Genomic DNA, 17,833 nt, shown 5'->3' on the forward strand with positions numbered 1-17,833 from the left:
CGGACCCTCACCAGGGTCCGGCGTTCTCGGTTCCAGGGGCGGCACCAGTCTCAGGCTAAAATCGGAACCCCGCGGCCGAGAGTCTTGCCAGTCCGGAACTCGAATCCCCCCTCCGATAACCCTTCGCAACCTGCCCGCGAGCCGCCGTTCTCGATTCTAAAGAGGAAGAAAAATCCTGAATCCCCGTGGAGGGAGTCGTTTTGCACCCTGTCGGTCGACGACGCTGGAGCCAGGCGGCCCATTCCTTCGACAGGACGCGCACGAGGTTCGTCTGGTGCTTCTGGCCCTTGCGGGGACGCTCGGTAATGGAGATGAGCCCGTCGCCCTCGGCGAGGCGTAGGGCCATCTGCGCATGCCTGTGGCAGACGCCGGCGCGTGCCGCGATCTCGGCGACCGAGAGACCGCACACGCCCCGTGCTGCTATCTCCTCCCCGACGATGAACAGCACGGCCCTCTGGCCTTCGGTGTAGCGGCGCGCGAGCGGCTCGGGCAGCGGGCTCGACCCGCCGAGGCCCCGGCGGCGCTCGCGGCTCTTGGTGCGGTCGGGCGAGCGCTGGCGGCGGGGCGCGAACCGGGTGATCCGGGCAGCCGTCGGTGCGATCGCGGCGGCGAGCGGCAGCCCTGGCAGGGCAGGGGCCACGGGCGACGCCCGGCCGGCGGTGCGCCGCGCCTCGATCGCGTCGTCGAGCTCGCCCGCCTCGCCGTCTTCGATCAGCCCGGCGCCGTTCAGCGCGTAGAGCTGCTCGCGCAAGCCCGGCAGCATCGCCGGCAGCGCCCGGGCGATTGCCTCTTTCATTTCGGCATAAGTCATCGGTCGGCCTCGCAATGAGGCCGCGGCAGATCGAGCCGGGTCACGCTCGCGCGCGCCCGGTTCCCGGCAAAGCTCCGCCGCCGTCGGAAAACGGGTTTCCGATTGACAGAGGTGGCGATTTCGGGGGATGATCCGGTTGCTTAGACCTTGGATCGGCCCCCTCGGGGCTCCAGACCCCTTCACCCGGCAAGGTGAGGGGGTCTCGCTTTTTCAGGGTCTCACTGCGGCGGCAGGTGTCTCCAGGTGGTGCGACTCGGGCTCAGGACGCGAGCTGCGGTAACCTACATCCAGGCACGGATTAACCTTCGCCGTCAAATCCCGGGGGATGAGCGGGGCGCTCGTGCACATCGCAGAGGCCGTTGCTGGCTCTGGGCTGGTTTGCCTTGTGACCAGAGGCCGTGCACGTAAAAGGGGCCTGTCGCAAACGCGAGCGGACCGCTGTAAGTCACCGCTGACGTTCGGCCGCCTCCTCGGCGGCCACCAGCTCAGGAATGCGAACCGCGAAGTGGCCTGGAAGTTGGTGATCACCAACTCCAGGAGCACGCCAATGATCGACCCGACGAAGAGCACCGACTACGACAAGGATCACCCTTAGGACCCTGGTAAAGCGAAGGCAGATCTCGCTGCGGCCAGCGCCCCCGGTCAGCGGAAGCCGGGCGACGATCTTGAGGAGCGGCAGGATCAGCTGCTCGACCAAGCCGTCTAGGAAACGTTCCCGGCCAGCGACCCGATTTCGCCAAAGCGGATCACCAAGTAGCAACTCGTTCCAGGTGACCTCACGGCGGCTGGCCAGCGATGTGCAAGAAAGTGACACCTGCCCAGGGATGGCGCACAATTGCGCTTGAGACGGGCAGGGGAGCACGCTAAGACCTTGCTCCCGGACAGAAAAAAGGCCGCCCATGAGAGCGGCCCGAAGTCTAGGGAGGAAACGCCCATGAGGGCGAACAGGGCCGCGACGCCATCGCGGCCGTGCATGGGGTATGTATCCCACGCTTTTTCGCATCGCACCATACGACCTATGTCCCAGGAACCATGCGCACGATGCATGGGTGGGCTAACCATTTTTGCACATTTAGGTTGTATCGCACTTGACCTCGCTAGAGCCGGAACGGCTATGACCTAAGGAACAGGTCACCCACAGCCTTGCGCCGCCGATAGGTTAACCAGCGTAAGCACAGCGCCTTGAGGTTCGCCGGCTCGTTGTTGCCGCGATCGTGGTCGAGATGGGAGCACGCCAGGTACATGTGGGTCAGCTGCACCGCCGTGTCGGCCGGCAGGCACTCCAGCGGCGCTAGCTTGAGCTGCTGCCCTTCGCCATTTCGCTAGGCACACGTTTTCTTATGATAGATTTCCTGCCATATTTTCTTTACACGAACGGGGCCGTTTCGGGGTACCGGACAGAGGTTCGGCTCGCCTGTAAGGAAAACGGTCGTTTTATAGACATGCCCCAACGATGGTTCTGGGCTTGAGATGTCAGTACAGCAGGCTCTTGGACCGGGGCATTAGTGAGTTATGAGTGCAATCAGCGATACGTCAGCAGTTGCCCCTGTCGATGATATGGTTTCTGGAATTTAGTCCTAATTCACTGGCGCTCATTCGAGCGCCGGAACGGTTCAAGGTTTGATGTATTGAATGGATAGTCACGTCCTGCCTGCCGCTCTCGGGCCGCTCGGCTGGTGTCACAGGCGGGTCGGGTCTCCATGACGGGGAAAACGCCCCGGTCCGCCTTAGCGTGATCTAACCCTTCCGTAAGGCTTGCGCGCCAGCGGATAGGATGCAAATTCTTTGTCGTCTCGCCTTCCCGATCACCCTTTTGGCGAGGCTGGTGGGCCGGGGCTCTTCGGAGGGAACAACCCGGCCCACCGCCATTACGCAATCCAGGCAACATTTGTCTTGGCTACGCTGTGATCAGTCAGTTTCGGTCGATACCTTTCGGATGAAGGCCAGCACCTCATTCAAGGGTAGTGACTCGGGGTACTCGGGGTTGGCGAGGCTCACTGGTGCGCCGAGGGCCGCCATGATGTCCCGCAAACCATCAACCCAGTCACTGGCATCGTTCTGGGTCGCAAAGCCAGTGCGAACCATCGTTTTGTTCGGTTCAATGGTCACTGTGACGGAAAATCGGCCGTCTGGCATGTCGAAAATCTGGTAGGTTACACGGCGAGCCATCTGGTCGTTTCAGGGCGACATGTTTGCAAGGCAACAGAGCCGCTGCTCACAAATATCGTCCAAGCCACAGCTTATCGGTAGGTAGAAAACAGAAAAGGCACCCTGCGGCGCCTCTCCCATCTGAAACAGTTTTATACCGACTTAAGCGACCTTACGGCGACCCTTGCCCTTGTTCTCATCTGCATCCTCGTCCTCGATATCATCAGAGGCTTTGGTGGCGCGACGGCTCTTGCCCTTCACCTCGCCCTCGTCGGCATCCTCGGCATCTTCCTCGGAGCCCTCGGCGTTGATGCGCTCGGCGATCTCGGTGAGGAGCTGATCGGTTTTCTTCTCCTCCTGCAGGGTCTCGTCTAGCAGCTTGGCGGCATCATCGTAGCCGAGCTGGGTCGCCCAGGTCTTCAGGGTGCCATAGCGGGCGATCTCGTAGTGCTCCACCGCCTGCGCGCAGCCGGCCAGCACCGCATCGGCGGCCGGGCTGTCGCCGAAATCCTCCAGATCCTCCTCCATCTCGGAGGTTAGGCCCTGCATCGCCTCGCAGGTCTTGGCGCGTGCTGGCTTACCAATGATCTCGAACACCTGCTGCAGGCGCTCGACCTGGCCAGCGCTCTCCTCGGCATGGGTCTTAAAGGCTTGGCGCAGCTCGTCATGCTGAGCCGCCTTGGCCGATTTCTTCAGGGCGCGCACCGACTGCTTTTCAGCATAATACACATCCTTCAGGGTCTCATAGAACGCGTCCTGCAGGGTTTTCTGTTTGGCCGCCATGAACAAATCCTCTTTATTGTTTAACAGACGAGGCTGCGGGAGTGGTCTCACCAGCAGCCAGCATCTGAAAACGTGGCAGGACCGATCGGGGTCCGTAAAATATTACGGGGAAATCTGCAAAATGCCGGGAACCTCGGCCTTGATATGAGGGGCGTGCGAGAGCCACCAGACTAATTCACAAGGCTTGGCTGTTCTTTAACCTCATGCGAGCCGCTGTGCCGCGGCTCGAGCCAAGCACACCTAAGGGCAATGATCCGCCCGGAACGTTTGCCCATCCGGGCCTAGGCACGGGCACGGCATAGAGCCTCCACCGCTCACCTTACGGGCCTGGGCTTCCCCGGTGAGCAGGCGCGTCAACAAATGTTCCAGCAGCGCTGCCTGGTATGGCTTCTGCAACACCGGAACCGCCTTGTAGGCCTCCTCGAGACCCTGCCTGCCGTATCCGGTGGCAAACAGAAACGGTGTGCGATGCTCGAACAGCAGGTCCGCGATGGGGTAGCTGCGCGCGTCGCCGAGGTTCACATCCAGCACGGCCAGATCGAACACCTTGTTGCGGGCAAGCGCCAGCGCCTTGTCGAGTCGCATCGCGACGACAACCTCACAACCGAGGTCGACCAGCATGTCCTCGGCCAGCATGGCAACGAGGCTTTCGTCCTCGACCAACAGAACCCGACGTCCAACCAGCAACGTCATAAAGCCTGCCGCCCTTCCACCGTCTCCTGACCAACCCACCCCAAAGTGGTGAGCGGTATCTGCAGCTCACAGATCACGCCGGCCGGTGCGTAGGTGATTTCACCGCTGCCATCAAATTCCATAGGCAGTTGGCGCTCGATCAGCCGCGACCCAAACCCTTTGCGCGTTGGTGAAGTAACGACAGGGCCACCACACTCCTCCCAACGCAGGTCGAGTTGCTGGCGATTATCCTCAAGGTCGTGCAGCGACCATGTCAGCACAACCTGGCCTTCTGGTACCGATAGGGCGCCGTATTTGGCTGCGTTGGTCATCAGTTCATGCAGGGCCATCGCCAGAGTTACTGCCACCTTTGGGTGCAGACGGGCATCCGGGCCTTGTAGCTGAAAGCGATTAAGATCGACCTCTGCCAAAAGGTGCGGCGCAAGCGCGCGTTCGATCACGCTGCGTAGGTTGGCGCTTTCCCAGTTATCCTCGACCAGCACGTTGTGGGCGGTCGAGAGTGCCGCCATGCGCGCGTCGAACACGCTCCGCGCGGTTTGGTCGGTCTGTCCCCGAAACGTCTGGGCGGCGATCGACTGCACCGTGGCGAGGGTGTTCTTCACCCGGTGGTTCAGCTCGTTGATCAGCAGGCGCTGGCGCTCGGCCGCGGCCTTCTCCTCGCTGATGTCGCGCACCTCAATGATCGTGCCGATGATGTTGGTGGCGTCGTCGCGGATCGGGCTCGCGGTGAAGCCGACCGGGAAAAAGTGTCCATCCTTGTGAACGAACACCTCCTCGCCGCGCTCCTGGTTATTTTCCGGGAAGGCGCGGTCGATCGCGCATTCTTCGAGCGGAAAAGGGCGCCCATCCGGGTAGGTGTGGTGGACGATGTCGTGCAGCGGGCAGTCCCGCGCTAGCACCTCATCCAGCGTCCAGCCGGTCAGCTGCTCGGCAGCACGGTTCATGTAGATGCAGTGCTGGCGGTCATCCATCAGGAAGATGGAGACCGAGGCGTTGTTGAGCACGGCGTTAAGCCGCCGCTCGGTCTCGAACAGCTGGCTATCACCTCGCCGCAGGCTCACCAGGGGTGTGCTGGCGGCGGCGATCGACTGCAGCGGTTGCCGCGAATTCAGCACGGTCAAGACCCTTTGCGCGGATTGGTCTGGCACCCGCGGCGTAGGCCGGACAGCGGGCAATAGGCGTGAGGAGCGGCGGCGCTCGCCGCAGACCCAGGGTCTGCAATGCCCTGGGTAAGGGGGTTGTTCCCTGACCCGTTGATGCAAGGCTGGATCGCTGACCGGGCTGTTGCCGATCCGCCCCAGCCCCCTTGGGTAGGTACCTGAAACTCAAAAGTTGTCGAGGAACCCGGCCAGCGGCGCGGTGAGGGTGCAGATCACCCCCTCCGGCGGATAGTCCGTCACCACCTCACCACCCACTGCACCGGCCAACCCGCGCTCGATCAGGCGCGAGCCGAACCCCCGGCGGGTCGGCGGTACGACCGGCGGACCACCGCTTTCCTGCCAGCGGAGCTGCACGGTTTCCAGGCCGGGGTCGCCGGTGATGGTCCAGTCGATCCGTACTCGGCCCTTAGGTGTCCGCAAGGCGCCGTACTTGGCGGCGTTGGTTGCCAGCTCGTGGGTCATCAGTGCCAGCGACAACGCGGCGCTGCCGCCGACGCGCAGGGCAGGGCCATCTAGGATGAAGCGGCCCTTCCCATCATCGTGCAGCTCTAACGCGCCCTCGATCACTGCACGCACGTCAGCGCTCTCGCCCTGGCCGGTCAGCAGCATGTCGTGAGCCTTGCCGAGCGTGACCAGGCGGGCGCTCAAGGCATCGCGCGCCTCATCCAGCCCTCGCGCGTTGCGCAGGGTCTGCGTGGCGATCGCCTGCACGATCGCCAGGGTGTTCTTCATGCGGTGGGACAGCTCGCGGTTGAGCAGATCCTGCTGCACCTCGGCGGCCTTGCGCTGGCTGATGTCGCTGACGGCGACCACCGCGCCGACCGTCTGGCCCTCGGCGTCCTTAGTCGCCGCACCGGAGATCACGATCCAGATCCGCTGTCCGTCGGGCCGCTGATACTGCGCCTCAAGCTCCGCCTGGTCACACTCGCCCGTGCACAGGCGGGCCAACGGGTACTCGTGCGCCGCCACGGGGCTGCCGTCCGCATGGAAGGCGGTAAAGCCATCATAGGCGTTGCTGGACGAGGCATAGAGGGTCCCATGGCCGAGCATGTCGGCCAGTCGCCCGTTGCCCATGAGAATGCGGCCGGAGGGAGCCTCCGCCACCAGGATCCCGACCGGCACGGTTTCCATTACGGTCAACAGCCGGGCTTCGCTCGCCTGCAAGGCCGTCTCCGCCTGCTTACGGCCGGTGATGTCGAGAAACAGACAGCTAAAGCGGTCGTCTCGGTCCTTGTTCGCCCGCACCTCGAACGTGCGATTGAGGCCGGGAACGTTGATCTCAAACAGCGTCGGTTCGCCGGTCTCAACCACACGGGCGCAATTGTCGATCAGCCACTGATCGATGTCCGGCACAAAGGTGCGGATCGTCTGACCGACGCTATCGACCGGGAGACCGGATTGCCGGGCAAAGGCTGGGTTGATCTCTAAGAAACGGTAATCGACGGCACGGCCGCCTGTATCCCGCACCAGCTCGCCCAGGAAGAAACCTTCCTGCATTCCGTCGAACAGCCCGCGCCAGCGGGCTTCGCTAGCGGCAAGCTGACGCTCCACCGCCTTCTGGTCGCTAATGTCGCGCGAAACCGCGAGCAGCTTGTTGGGCTGTCCGTCCGGGCCAGGGATCGGTGTCACCTGCACGTCCCACCACCTCGGGGTACCCCGGTAGGTGTTTGCCTGGCCCGGGAAGTGACCGACCCCGCCCGCCTTGGCCGCCGCCACGGCAGCCAACACGTCCTGGTGCCCCTGCCCAACCCAGAACTCGGGCCAGGGACAACCCTGCACGTCGTTGAAGTCGCTGATCTCCATCACCTTCATGCCGCCCTCGTTCATGAAGGTCAGCCGAGTGTCGAGGTCGAGCACCTTGATGCAGTTGGCTGAGGACGCCAGCACGCTGTGCATAAACGCAGCCTCAGCCTGCTGCTGGAGCAGCGCTTCGCGCTGTTCGGTGCGGTCGCGCAGGATTTTGACGAACCCCAGATGCACCCCTTCCTCGTGCAGCGGCATCATCTCGCCGGAGGCCCAGAACCGCTGTCCGTCCTTGCGCAGGTGCCAACGTTCGTCGTTGGCGCGGCCGTCCTGCAAGGCCTTCTGCATCTCGTGCTCGATGCGTCCGGCGGCACGATCCTCGGGGGTGAAGAACCGGGTAGCGTCCTGGCCGCACATCTCGGCGGCGGTCCAGCCCATCACGTGCTCGGCACCAGGGTTCCAGTCGGTTATGATCCCGTCTGTATCGGTCACGACCATGGCGAAGTCGATCGCGCTGGTGAACACCGCGCGCTGACGGGCCGCGCTGGACGCGCGTGCGGTCGGAATGCCCGCAGCATCGCGGCACGGTGTCGGCAGCGCCTCCCCGTCCGCGCCAGGCCAGGCCGCACGCAGGCGCAGGATCTCGGCCTCGAGCTCTTCACGGGTAAGGGATTTAAGCGATGCCCCGGTCACGCTTCGTTCTTTCGTTGTGGTCGCGCTTGTACCCGCAACCCACGCCACGCACAATCAAATCGCGCCTTGGCCGTCTTTTGATACAACGTCAGACAGTGGACGTAGCCGGTTACAACCCGCGCCCTCAACCGGAGAACCACCGCCCTTGAACCTTGGCCGTTCTCAGGCGTTAAAATCTGCCGTCTATGTGCGTGGGCGGTGAACCTGCGACGTGACGGATGCCCCTCAAGACACTGCTTCAAACCCTCGCTGCCGACATTGCCGCTGCGGAGCGCCGCACAGAGGAATACGGCCAAGCCGTCCATGCCTCGCTCGTCGCGGGACAGACCAACCCCACCGCCGAGCAGGCGCTTTATTTGGAGTTGGATCGCTTGGCACTGCTACGCGACCGGCAGTATGCGCTAATGGAGATGGGGTGTTTGCCGGTTGCAGCTTGATCCGCCGTCGGCATTAGCAATCTTCGTTCTTGAGGGGGTCCGGCTTCTGCCCGTCCGGCAGGATTTCCTTGATGTGCGCATGAACCGTCTCAGCAGAGAACGGCTTGCCGATGAACCGGGCACCCTTCGGCATATCGTCCGGTCCCGGCTTGAGGTTGCCGGAGGCGATGACAATCGAGATGTGCGGCCAGCGCTCGGCCGTCTCGCGTGCCAGGGCGAACCCGTTGCGCGATCCGGGCATCTGCACGTCGCTGAACAGCAGCACGATGCACTCCTGCTCGCGTTCGAGCAGGGTGATGGCCTTGTCGCCGGTTTCGGCCTCGAAGGTGCGGAACCCGGCCTCCGTGAGAATGTCCACCACATCCATGCGGATCAGCCCGTCATCATCGACAACAAGGGCGTAGGGAGCTGGGGCTTCGGGCTGTGTGGTCATGTATGACACAAGCCGTTGAACACCCTTTAGGTCCACGCTGCCGGTCGGCGCTGCCTAACGATGCCCCCTGCAAAGCGCACCGGACATTCGCAACAGCCAAGAGCCTGAAACCGCACCGCCCGGAAGGCGGTGTGAAACTCATGAGTTTCGCACGAAGCAGATGCACCTGGATCCATACGCCAAGCTTATGTGCTCCGTACCCGGATTTAATTTCCAGACATGCTAACCTTACAGGTTTAAGTGACTGAAAAACCGTCGTTTTTTTTACAGGTAGCCCCGAGCGGCGGAAGGCCGCTCGGAGTGGCAACCGGTCCTTGGCATTCCATCCGGAAGCCAACGTTCCGCATCCAAGCCGACCCAGTCACTATTGTGGGGAGCAGGCATCCCGAAAGCGGCTGTTCGGTGCGCTCACAGGCACCGAACGGTCCGCTGATCTGTGGCAAAACCTCAGGCCCCAATGGTCATTACGGAGCCGCCGTCGACCCTGAGGAACTCGCCGGTGATGAAGCTGGCGTGTTCCGAGCAGAGGAACGTAACCGCGGCGGCGACCTCTTCCGCCCGGCCACGGCGCTTGGCGACGATGCCGGGGCGTTCCTCGTCCAGCGTCAGCTGGATTGCCTCGTCGAACGAGACCCCCTTCTCTTTCGCCTTCTTCTCCATCTGCGCATCGGTCATTGGCGTGGCGATGAAGGCCGGGCCGACCGCGTTCACAAGCACCCCATCCGGCCCGTAGGCCTTGGACAATCCCTTCGCAAGGTTCAGGACCCCGGCCTTGGCAGCAGCGTACGGCAGTTCCTCAATGTAGGGCTGCACCGCGTCCTCCGAGGAAAAAAGCACGACGCGGCCCCAGCCCGCCTTGCGCATGTGTGGGATGAACGCCCTGGTCGCGCGCACCCCAGCCATGAGGTCGGTCTGCAATGCCTCCAGCCAGTCGTCGTCGGTGAGGTCGAGAAAGTCTCCCGACGCCCCGGTGATGCCGGCGGCACAGACGAGGATGGTCGGCTTGTCGTCGAAGGCCATGTTGGCGAAGGCGGCGAGCACCTCGATCCCCTTGGCTCCACTGAGATCCGCCTCGACGGCGCGAACCTGACCCAGCGCCGCCAGCTCCGCGGCGGTGGCTTGCAATTCGGGGCCTTCCTTGTCGGTCAGGACGACGTGGACGCCCTCGCGCAGGAGGTGCTCGGCAGTCGAGCGACCCATCCCCGACTTGGCGCCCGTGACGACAGCGACGCGCCCCTTGATGCCGAGATCCATGACTGTCTCCTTGGGAAAGCGATGTGAGATCGACCGGCATCGGGCGACGGGGCTCGGCTCAGTCGAACCGGACGTGAGAAGGCTTCAGGCGCTGCGAGCTTGGTCCGGATGACGGCCCTCGGCGAATTCCTCGACGATCTTCGTGCAGAACGCTGGCAGGTCGTTGGGGTTACGGCTCGTGACAAGCCCCTTGTCGACGACCACCTCCGCGTCGACCCACTCCCCGCCCGCGTTGCGGATGTCGGTCTTAACCGTTGGGAAAGAGGTGAGCTTGCGCCCCTTCACGACGTCAGCCTCCACCAAGGTCCAGGGCCCGTGGCAGATGACCCCGACCGGCTTGGCCTGCTGGAAGAAGTCCCGCACAAAGGCGATCACGGCCTCGCTGCCCCGGAGCTTGTCGGCGCCGACGCTGCCGCCGGGGATGACGAGCCCGTCGAAGGACGAGGCAGACACGACATCGATAACCTTGTCGACCGGATACTTCCCAGCGGGATCGAGGTCGTTGTTGACCGTCTCCGCCTCACCGGCCTCAAGCCCGATCACCGTGACGGTCGCACCGGCCGCAACAAGCGCGTCACGGGGTTTGGTGAATTCCGGCTCCTCCGTACCCCGGGGGGCGATCAGGACGGCGATGGTCTTTCCTTGAAGCGTCATAGGTCGTTCCTATCCATGTGAGAGCGTGAATGGGCGGCGTCAGGCCGGGATGCTTTCGGGCAAGGCGGTGTTCTCGGCGGTCACGCCGTTCTCTCGGTGCCGGAAATCGCTCAGCGCCCGGTAGACCTGGAGCCGCGCCCGCATCACCGAACCGAGCGGACGGTGTTCCGAGAGGCTGTGCGCCGGCCGAAAGGTCATCATCTCGTCGAAGTAGCGTACCCGCTCGGGAGAGTAGGCGTCCTGCCGAGGCAGGCGGATCGTCGCCACCGTGCGGTAGGGACTGATCGTGACCGGCCAATCGACCGAGGCATCTTCAATGGGCTGGCGCTCGGCGTCCGCCCACAACTGCGCCTTCAGTTCGTAGACCGCATCGTTGCCGCCGAAGTAGTCTACGGCCGCATGGCGGAAGCCATCCTCGTCCTGGTGCGGGTCGAGGCGCCATTCGGCCAAGTCGTGCTGCGCCGGCGATGCCGGCACCGCGCCGAGCTTGGCCACGTAATTGCCGAACCGCATCGGAGCTTGGCTGAAGTAGCTGTCGGCGAGAGGATGGCTGTAGGGATGGCCGAGAAAGTCGGCCATGGCGCTCTCTGTGCCGAAGGCATGCAGCACACGGTTGAGGTTACGCGCGGTGGCGGCGACCGCACTCTTGACGCCCTCGGGCAGCCCGGTCGCCTTGCCAATGACCGTGCCGTCGCGCAGAAACCCAGCCGCCGTCCCGGACGGGAAGGTCGTGCCGGTGGCGAGCACGAAATCCTGCGTGTCGACGTCGTGGCCGGGTAGCTTGTCGCCGGGCACGTCGAAGACCTTGATCGACATACCGCGGTGCGTGGAGACCCGGTCACCGAGCGTCTCGCCCGGGCCCTGGGCGAAGCGCACAGCCACCTTGTGTGTACCCGGTCTGGCGAACAGTCCCTGCGCGAGCTCCGGGGGCAAGCCTTCGGAGACGGTCATTTCCCCTATGACGCAAGCCGAGCTCTTGGCGTGGCTGGCGCGCACCGCGTGGTGTTCGCGCTTCTCCACCGTCTGCGACTGCTGGGTCATGCCCTTGATGATGCCGTCGATGGTCTCCTGCTCGTCAGGGGTAGGCCGCTCGATGTCGGGGGCGTAGCGAAGGTAGGTCATACCAGTCTCTCCCGTGCGCCGCGGCTATCGGAAGAGCCGAACGCAATTCGTTCCTGTCCCGCCTCGGTAGTCGCGGGACTCCAAGCCAAGGCGCACTGACCTCGGGACGAGGATCCCGGCAACGCGTCGCTCCTAAGATCGTTCACGGGCTATTGAGTCGGGCGCAACCCGGAACGTCGATCACTCCGGTCAGTTTTGTCCCCAGACGAACGAAGGACGACAGACCTTGCCAGCACCCGTCCGCTACAGCCCCGACGTCGAAGCCCTGAGGCCCGACGAGGACCGGACCATCGAGCAGCTCAACGAAACCTTCGACGGTATCCTGGAGACGGTCGCGAACGACTCCGGCCATGCCGTTCGCTCGGTCCATGCCAAGTCTCACGGCATTCTGGAGGGCACGCTGACAATCGACGCCGGGCTGCCGCCCGAACTCGCGCAGGGCCTTTTCGCGACGCCGGGCGAACACAAGGTCTACATGCGGATGTCGACCAACGCGGGCGACATCCTGCCGGACGCCGTTTCACTTCCCCGCGGTCTCGCCCTGAAGGTCCTGGACGTGGCTGGCGAGCGCCTGCCTGACGCTGAGGGAACGAGCCAGGATTTCGTCATGGTCAACGGCCCCGTCTTCCAGGCGCCGAACGCCGAGAAATTCCTGGGCAGCCTCAAGCTACTCGCGGGGACTACGAACCGCGTCGAGGGTCTGAAGGTCGCCGCCTCCACTGTGCTGCGCGGGGTGAACAAGGCGCTCACGGCGGTGGGCATCGAGAGTCCCACCCTGGGGTCGCTCGGCGGCGCGCCGAATGTCGATCCGCTCGGCGAGACCTACTATAGCGTCACCCCGTTCCGATACGGCGACCACATTGCCAAGTTCTCGGTCGCTCCCGTCGCTCCGGCGCTCATAGCGCTGACAGGGACAGAGATCGACGCCTCCGGCCGCCCGGACGCCATTCGCGAGACCGTGCAGTCCGAGATGGCGGGCATCGAGGGAGTCTGGGAGTTCCGGGTGCAGCTATGCCGCGACCTCGAACGCCAGCCGGTGGAGGATCCGACGGTGCAGTGGGACGAGGAGGAGGCACCGTTCCAGCGGGTTGCCACCATCACCGTGCGACCTCAGGACAGCTGGGACGCGGCTCGGGTCGACGCCGTAGATGAGCGCATGCGGTTTGCGGTCTGGACCGGGCTCGCGGCGCATCAGCCGCTCGGCAACATCAACCGTGCCCGCAACGCGCCATACAGGCACTCGGCCGATTTCCGGCAGCGCTTCAACGGCTGCCCGATCCATGAGCCAGCCAGCCGCTGAGGGATACGGTGATGCGAGGCCTCAAGACGTTCGCCGCGCTCGCGGCGCTCACCATGATGACGATGGGCGCGGTCCGGGCGGAAGGACCGGTGAAGACGAAGTTGAAGCCGTTCAACGTCACCATCCGAGTCTTCGACCCGACGAAGGGTATCGAGGGCGGCCAGGATTACGTGCTGCCGGTCGACAGCCCGGACGCGGAGCATGCTATCGCCTCGACGACGGCCAATGCGGCCTCATTCACGAGGAAGACGGATGGCGGCAAAGCGCTCCCGGTCGCCTTCACGTGTATCAAGGTCGAGCCGCGCTGAACGAGGTCCGCATGTCATTGGAAGATGACAAGACGCTCGTCAGAGCCTGTTTCGCAGCACCTGCCGTGATCGTGTCCCAGGGGGTGGTGTAGCTGCGTGTGGTCCACCACGATGACCGGCAGGGCCGGACTGGTCAGACTGTGAGGTTTGGCAGGCTGACGAGGGGATCATCGCCGATCGGGGCGATGCTTTCCAGGGTCATGTATCGGCAGCGCTGGACCGCCCACTCGTCGTTCTGCTCCAGCAGGATCGCACCGACCAGGCGGCGGATCGAGCGCTCGTCGGGGAAGATGCCAACGACCTCGGTACGCCGCTTGATCTCGCCGTTGAGGCGTTCGAGCGGGTTGGTCGAGTGCAGCTTGGCGCGATGGGCGGGTGGGAAGCCCATATAGGCCAGAACGTCGGTCTCCGCCGCATCCATCAGGGCGGCCAGCTTCGGGACCTTGGACCGGAGTTGGTCGGCCACCCGCCGCCACTGCTGGCGGGCCGCCTCGGCATCCTCCTGGGCGAAGGCGGTGGCGATGAAGGCCGCGACGACGCGGCGGCCCGAGCGGCCGGCATGGGGCAGGACGTTGCGCATGAAGTGCACCCGGCACCGCTGCCAGGAGGCGGTCATCACCTTGGCGACCGAAGCCTTGATGCCCTCGTGCGCGTCCGAGATCACCAGCTTGACCCCGCGCAGACCGCGCCGGGCCAGCTTGCGCAGGAACGCGGTCCAGAAGGTTTCGGCCTCCGACGGGCCGATGTCGAGCCCCAGCACTTCGCGTCGGCCATCCGCGTTGACGCCCACCGCCACGATGACGGCCACCGAGACGATACGGTGGTCCTGACGCACTTTCACGTAAGTGGCATCGATCCAGAGATAGGGCCACTCGCCCTCGATGGGACGCCCCAGGAAGGCGTTCACCCGCTCGTCGATCTCCTGGCACAGTCGGCTGACCTGGCTGGGGGAGATCCCCGTCCCGCCCATCGCCTGAACCAGGTTGTCGACCGCCCGGGTCGAGATGCCCTGGATGTAGGCCTCCTGGATCACCGCGGTCAGCGCCTTCTCGGTCATCCGGCGCGGTTCCAGGAAGCTCGGGAAGTAGCTCCCCGTCCGCAGCTTCGGGATCCGCAGCTCGACGGTGCCAGCCCGCGTCTGCCAGTCTCTGTCGCGATAGCCGTTACGCTGCGCCAAGCGCTCCGGGCTCTTCTCGCCGTGGGCGGCACCGGTCAGGCCGGCCACCTCCAGTTCCATCAGGCGCTGCGCGGCAAAGCCGATCATCTCGCGCAGCACGTCCGCGTCAGCACTCTTCTCAGCCAGGGCCCGCAGGCTCATCATGGCATCGGTCATCGGGGGTCTCCCGGGTTCGGGGTTGGTGGCTCACAACCCGATCCTAACCCGTCACCGCCGATGGCCACCCCCGCGAGAGATCCCGCCTGCTACAGCGCTGTGAGGGGCGCGCAGGCGGGCTCTCCCGCTCTCGGTCAGCTACACCACTCCAAGGGACACGACCCCTGCCGGTCCGAAGAGGATGTGTAGGAAACCATCCGTTTGGGCCCTAGGTGATTGTCCACCACGCGGCCGAAAGCCAGACGTTCTGAGGTCAGAAGGGGTCGAGAGCGGCGGGTTCGGCCCGTGGCTGCCCTGGTCTGCTCCCAGGACGCCTTATGGTGACGCTGGTTCAATCGACGCGTGCCAATTGCCCAAGGACGCCCTTTTGAATTCCTGACATGCAAACCTAACAGATTTAAGTGGCTGAAAAACCGTCGTTTTCTAGACAGCCAATCTCAAGCAGCGGAATGACCATTCGTGGTGGCTATCCGCCTGTCCGCTTCCGAACGGCAGATGCATCGAAGCGGACATCTCCGCGGGACCCCATGCCGTAATTCAGTACGTCAGGCGCGGCTATACGGAAAACAGGAGTTTTCCGTTACCTAAGATCGCTTGCAGGATGTTGTCACGCACCCCTGGTCGCGAAGATCCGATCTGCCGTCCGCAAAGCCACCGCCTGAATGGTGAGCGATGGATTGACTCCACCCACCGTCGGGAAGACCGAGCCGTCGCAGATCCACAAGTTGGGGATATCCCAAGAGCGACAATTGGCATCGACCACGGAGGTGCGCGGATCATCGCCCATTCGGGCGGTGCCGTTGAGGTGGCAGGTGTCATCGCCCTGGTCCCAGACCTCGCGCCCGCCAGCGGCCTCTAACGCTTGACGCATGAATTTCAGCGCGTGCCGGTTCAGCGCCTTGTCGTTGTCGCACCACGAATAGGTGATGCGGGCGACGGGCAGACCGTACTGGTCCTTGACGTCAGAAAGCGTCACCCGGTTGCGCTCCTGCGGCATGTACTCGGAGACGACCTTCAGGCCCGCGATGTGGTTGTAGCGCTGCATCTCGGCGACCAGGGCCTCGCCCCACAGGCCGTGCGCCGAGGCCTGGGTATTAGCCCAGAGCTGCGGCAGCGGACCCTGGCTCATGTAGGAGTAGCCGCCGAAGAAATCCTTCGCGAAGGCGCCGCTGCCGGTGTCGTCGTAGTTCCAGTGTTCGCTAATCGCGAGCGAGGGCGGTCCCTTGTAGCTGCGGATCTCCTCGTCGAAGACGCCCCAGACCGCCTGGTTGCCCTGGACGGTCAGGTTGCGGCCGACGAGGCCGGAGGAATTGGCGAGCCCGTCCGGAAACTCCTGGTTGGCCGAGTTGAGGAGCAGTCGCGGCGTCTCGATGGCGTAGCCCGCCACCACGACGTTCTTCGCGCGCTGGAACCGCCACCGGCCCTCGCGGTGATAATGCACGCCGATGGCGCGCCCGTTCCTGGTCTCGATCCGCCCCACCATGGCGAGGTCGCGGATCTCGGCGCCGGCCTTCAGCGCCCGGGGCAGGTAGGTGACGAGCACGCTCTGCTTGGCGTTGGTCGAGCAGCCCAGCGTGCAGAAGCCGCGATAGACGCAAGGCGGCGCGTCCCCGCGCGGGGCCGAGATCGTGGCGAGCGGCGTCGGCGTCCAGCCGATACCCATCGCCTCGGCGCCGCGGGCCAGCACCTTGGCCGCGGCGTTGATCTCGTGCGCGCGGCGGTGATAGCGGCGGCGATGCGGTCCCCACGGATAGGTGACCGGTCCCGAGATCTTCAGGTCGTCCTCGACCTGATCGTAGTAGTGCCACATCTCGCGCCAGTCGATCGGCCAGTCGGCACCGTAACCCATCAGCGTGCGCGCCTTGAACCATTCCGGCCGGAAGCGCAGGGCTACCATGGCGTAGTGTACGGTCGAGCCGCCGACCGCTTTGCCGGAATTGTTCGAGCCCATCTGCAGCGGGTTCTCGCCGTCGACGATGCGCTCATCGGTCCAGTAGAGCTTGGATTGATGACTCTCGTCGGAGGCGAAGTCCTCCAGCGGCCGGAAATACGGGCCGGCATCGAAGGCGACGACTGAGAACCCGGTTTCGGCGAGCCGGCAGGCCAATGTGCCACCGCCCGCGCCGGTGCCGATGATCGCGAAATCGACCTCGTCCTCGTCACGGTGCTGTCGCATCGGCACCCACTCGCCGATCCGCATCACGTTAGGGGCGCGGCCGTCGCGGGCGCGTGGATGGTGCTCGGGATCGTCACCCGGCGTGCCGTGCTTCGGGTTGTCGGCGGCGCTGCCGAGGCCGGGGATGCGCATGTCGAAATCAGTCCTCAATCGCCGACCCGAAGGTTCTCTTCGTAGGCTTCGTCCTCGCGGCCGGGCTTCGCCTCGGCGGCCTCCCAGGGGTCGCGGCGGTCGAAATCCATCCGCACGTAGCCGCGCGGGCTCGCCGGGCCGCCCCAGCCGATCTCGTTCCAAGCGGTCGGGTGGGCGTAGTAGGCCTTCACCACGTCGGCGAGGACGCGTTGGTGGAAGAACAGCTTGGAGGGCATGCCTTCCCAGGCTGCGTCCATCAGTTCACCCTTCTCGGCGAGCTTCAGAAGTTCGTCCTGCGCCCAGGCGCCAAGCTCGTGGAAGCGCGCGCCGAACCGTGCGATGGCCTCAGCGTCGAGGGCCCGTAGGCCCCGCCGCCATGCCTCGCGCTCCTCGGGTAGTTCGGAATTGCGGTAGCCGTCGCGCGTATCGGTCGCGAGCTTGTGGTCGACGAGCGCCGCGACCGGAACCGGCGCCTCCCGGTCGGCTGGCTGCGGCACGATGCGCGCGGCGAGAGCCTTCAGGGTCGGCCACTCGGCCTCGACGAAGAAGCGACGCGTCTCTGGCCCGATCGCCAGTCGCTCGTCGAGTACGGCGCGGGTCTTGGCGTTCCAGGACGGGCCGTCGCGCTTCGCCAGTACGTCGTAGCCGGGATA

Annotated in this window: 16 protein-coding genes; 3 read left to right on the top strand and 13 right to left on the bottom strand. The window is 64.5% G+C overall.

Features of this window, described 5'->3' with window-relative positions; genetic code table 11:
- Positions 1-55: 55 nt before the first annotated feature.
- The 6 genes from FF100_RS28635 to FF100_RS28665 form a co-directional block, all read right to left on the bottom strand.
- A complete protein-coding gene (locus FF100_RS28635) occupies positions 56-811 on the bottom strand; it encodes a hypothetical protein (RefSeq protein WP_053082516.1) in 756 nt (251 codons plus the stop codon).
- Between the two features lie 1,908 nt (positions 812-2,719).
- On the bottom strand, positions 2,720-2,980 hold the full coding sequence (locus tag FF100_RS28645; protein ID WP_205825056.1) for a hypothetical protein: 261 nt from the start codon (positions 2,978-2,980) through the stop codon (positions 2,720-2,722).
- Positions 2,981-3,121: 141 nt separating this feature from the next.
- Entirely contained in the window at positions 3,122-3,742 is a 621-nt protein-coding gene (locus FF100_RS28650; protein WP_246102480.1) for a YciE/YciF ferroxidase family protein, read from the bottom strand.
- Positions 3,743-3,982: 240 nt separating this feature from the next.
- The gene (locus tag FF100_RS28655) at positions 3,983-4,405 is read right to left on the bottom strand and encodes a response regulator (RefSeq protein WP_246102482.1); all 423 of its coding nucleotides are present in this window, start codon (positions 4,403-4,405) and stop codon (positions 3,983-3,985) included.
- 26 nt (positions 4,406-4,431) lie between these two features.
- Positions 4,432-5,556 carry a sensor histidine kinase gene (locus tag FF100_RS28660; protein WP_425463366.1) on the bottom strand — a complete coding sequence of 375 codons (1,125 nt, stop codon included), beginning with the start codon at positions 5,554-5,556 and terminating at the stop codon, positions 4,432-4,434.
- A 204-nt stretch (positions 5,557-5,760) separates the two neighbouring features.
- Positions 5,761-8,031: a PAS domain-containing sensor histidine kinase gene (locus tag FF100_RS28665; protein WP_139039164.1), complete on the bottom strand. Its 2,271-nt coding sequence runs from the start codon at positions 8,029-8,031 to the stop codon at positions 5,761-5,763.
- Between the two features lie 218 nt (positions 8,032-8,249).
- Between FF100_RS28665 and FF100_RS28670 the strand changes: the two genes are divergently transcribed.
- A complete protein-coding gene (locus FF100_RS28670) occupies positions 8,250-8,468 on the top strand; it encodes a hypothetical protein (protein WP_139039166.1) in 219 nt (72 codons plus the stop codon).
- A 13-nt stretch (positions 8,469-8,481) separates the two neighbouring features.
- On the opposite strand, the gene FF100_RS28675 is transcribed toward FF100_RS28670, so the two are convergent.
- The 4 genes from FF100_RS28675 to FF100_RS28690 all read right to left on the bottom strand — a co-directional run bounded on the left by FF100_RS28675 (position 8,482) and on the right by FF100_RS28690 (position 11,931).
- Positions 8,482-8,901, bottom strand: a complete 420-nt coding sequence (locus tag FF100_RS28675; RefSeq protein ID WP_139039168.1) for a response regulator — start codon at positions 8,899-8,901, stop codon at positions 8,482-8,484.
- Positions 8,902-9,348: 447 nt separating this feature from the next.
- Positions 9,349-10,155 (bottom strand): SDR family NAD(P)-dependent oxidoreductase, encoded by an 807-nt coding sequence (locus tag FF100_RS28680; RefSeq protein WP_139039170.1) that lies wholly within the window; start codon positions 10,153-10,155, stop codon positions 9,349-9,351.
- Between the two features lie 84 nt (positions 10,156-10,239).
- The gene (locus FF100_RS28685; RefSeq protein ID WP_139039172.1) at positions 10,240-10,809 is read right to left on the bottom strand and encodes a type 1 glutamine amidotransferase domain-containing protein; all 570 of its coding nucleotides are present in this window, start codon (positions 10,807-10,809) and stop codon (positions 10,240-10,242) included.
- A gap of 39 nt (positions 10,810-10,848) precedes the next feature.
- The gene (locus FF100_RS28690; RefSeq protein ID WP_139039174.1) at positions 10,849-11,931 is read right to left on the bottom strand and encodes a catalase family protein; all 1,083 of its coding nucleotides are present in this window, start codon (positions 11,929-11,931) and stop codon (positions 10,849-10,851) included.
- A 226-nt stretch (positions 11,932-12,157) separates the two neighbouring features.
- Here FF100_RS28690 and FF100_RS28695 point away from each other — a divergent pair, with 226 nt between their 5' ends.
- Both FF100_RS28695 and FF100_RS28700 read left to right on the top strand, forming a co-directional pair.
- A complete protein-coding gene (locus FF100_RS28695) occupies positions 12,158-13,231 on the top strand; it encodes a catalase family protein (protein ID WP_139039176.1) in 1,074 nt (357 codons plus the stop codon).
- 11 nt (positions 13,232-13,242) lie between these two features.
- Complete coding sequence (locus FF100_RS28700; protein WP_139039178.1) at positions 13,243-13,539, top strand: hypothetical protein; 297 nt, start codon at positions 13,243-13,245, stop codon at positions 13,537-13,539.
- Positions 13,540-13,672: 133 nt separating this feature from the next.
- On the opposite strand, the gene FF100_RS28705 is transcribed toward FF100_RS28700, so the two are convergent.
- The 3 genes from FF100_RS28705 to FF100_RS28715 form a co-directional block, all read right to left on the bottom strand.
- Positions 13,673-14,872, bottom strand: a complete 1,200-nt coding sequence (locus FF100_RS28705; RefSeq protein WP_139039180.1) for an IS256 family transposase — start codon at positions 14,870-14,872, stop codon at positions 13,673-13,675.
- 607 nt (positions 14,873-15,479) lie between these two features.
- Positions 15,480-17,180 (bottom strand): GMC family oxidoreductase, encoded by a 1,701-nt coding sequence (locus tag FF100_RS28710; RefSeq protein ID WP_139039182.1) that lies wholly within the window; start codon positions 17,178-17,180, stop codon positions 15,480-15,482.
- A 14-nt stretch (positions 17,181-17,194) separates the two neighbouring features.
- On the bottom strand, positions 17,195-17,833 hold a 639-nt coding region (locus FF100_RS28715; RefSeq protein ID WP_246102485.1), incomplete at its 5' end, for a gluconate 2-dehydrogenase subunit 3 family protein.

Origin of the sequence: Methylobacterium terricola (assembly GCF_006151805.1) — a bacterium.
GTDB classification, from domain to species: domain Bacteria; phylum Pseudomonadota; class Alphaproteobacteria; order Rhizobiales; family Beijerinckiaceae; genus Methylobacterium; species Methylobacterium terricola.

What these genes read in the sequence shown, in the direction of transcription:
- FF100_RS28645 (WP_205825056.1), bottom strand. Translation starts at nt 2,980, where the DNA reads ATGGCTCGCCGTGTAACCTACCAGATTTTCGACATGCCAGACGGCCGA.
- FF100_RS28650 (WP_246102480.1), bottom strand. Translation starts at nt 3,742, where the DNA reads ATGGCGGCCAAACAGAAAACCCTGCAGGACGCGTTCTATGAGACCCTG.
- FF100_RS28675 (WP_139039168.1), bottom strand. Translation starts at nt 8,901, where the DNA reads ATGACCACACAGCCCGAAGCCCCAGCTCCCTACGCCCTTGTTGTCGAT.
- FF100_RS28705 (WP_139039180.1), bottom strand. Translation starts at nt 14,872, where the DNA reads ATGACCGATGCCATGATGAGCCTGCGGGCCCTGGCTGAGAAGAGTGCT.
- FF100_RS28635 (WP_053082516.1), bottom strand. Translation starts at nt 811, where the DNA reads ATGACTTATGCCGAAATGAAAGAGGCAATCGCCCGGGCGCTGCCGGCG.
- FF100_RS28700 (WP_139039178.1), top strand. Translation starts at nt 13,243, where the DNA reads ATGCGAGGCCTCAAGACGTTCGCCGCGCTCGCGGCGCTCACCATGATG.
- FF100_RS28710 (WP_139039182.1), bottom strand. Translation starts at nt 17,180, where the DNA reads ATGCGCATCCCCGGCCTCGGCAGCGCCGCCGACAACCCGAAGCACGGC.
- FF100_RS28680 (WP_139039170.1), bottom strand. Translation starts at nt 10,155, where the DNA reads ATGGATCTCGGCATCAAGGGGCGCGTCGCTGTCGTCACGGGCGCCAAG.
- FF100_RS28670 (WP_139039166.1), top strand. Translation starts at nt 8,250, where the DNA reads ATGCCCCTCAAGACACTGCTTCAAACCCTCGCTGCCGACATTGCCGCT.
- FF100_RS28690 (WP_139039174.1), bottom strand. Translation starts at nt 11,931, where the DNA reads ATGACCTACCTTCGCTACGCCCCCGACATCGAGCGGCCTACCCCTGAC.
- FF100_RS28685 (WP_139039172.1), bottom strand. Translation starts at nt 10,809, where the DNA reads ATGACGCTTCAAGGAAAGACCATCGCCGTCCTGATCGCCCCCCGGGGT.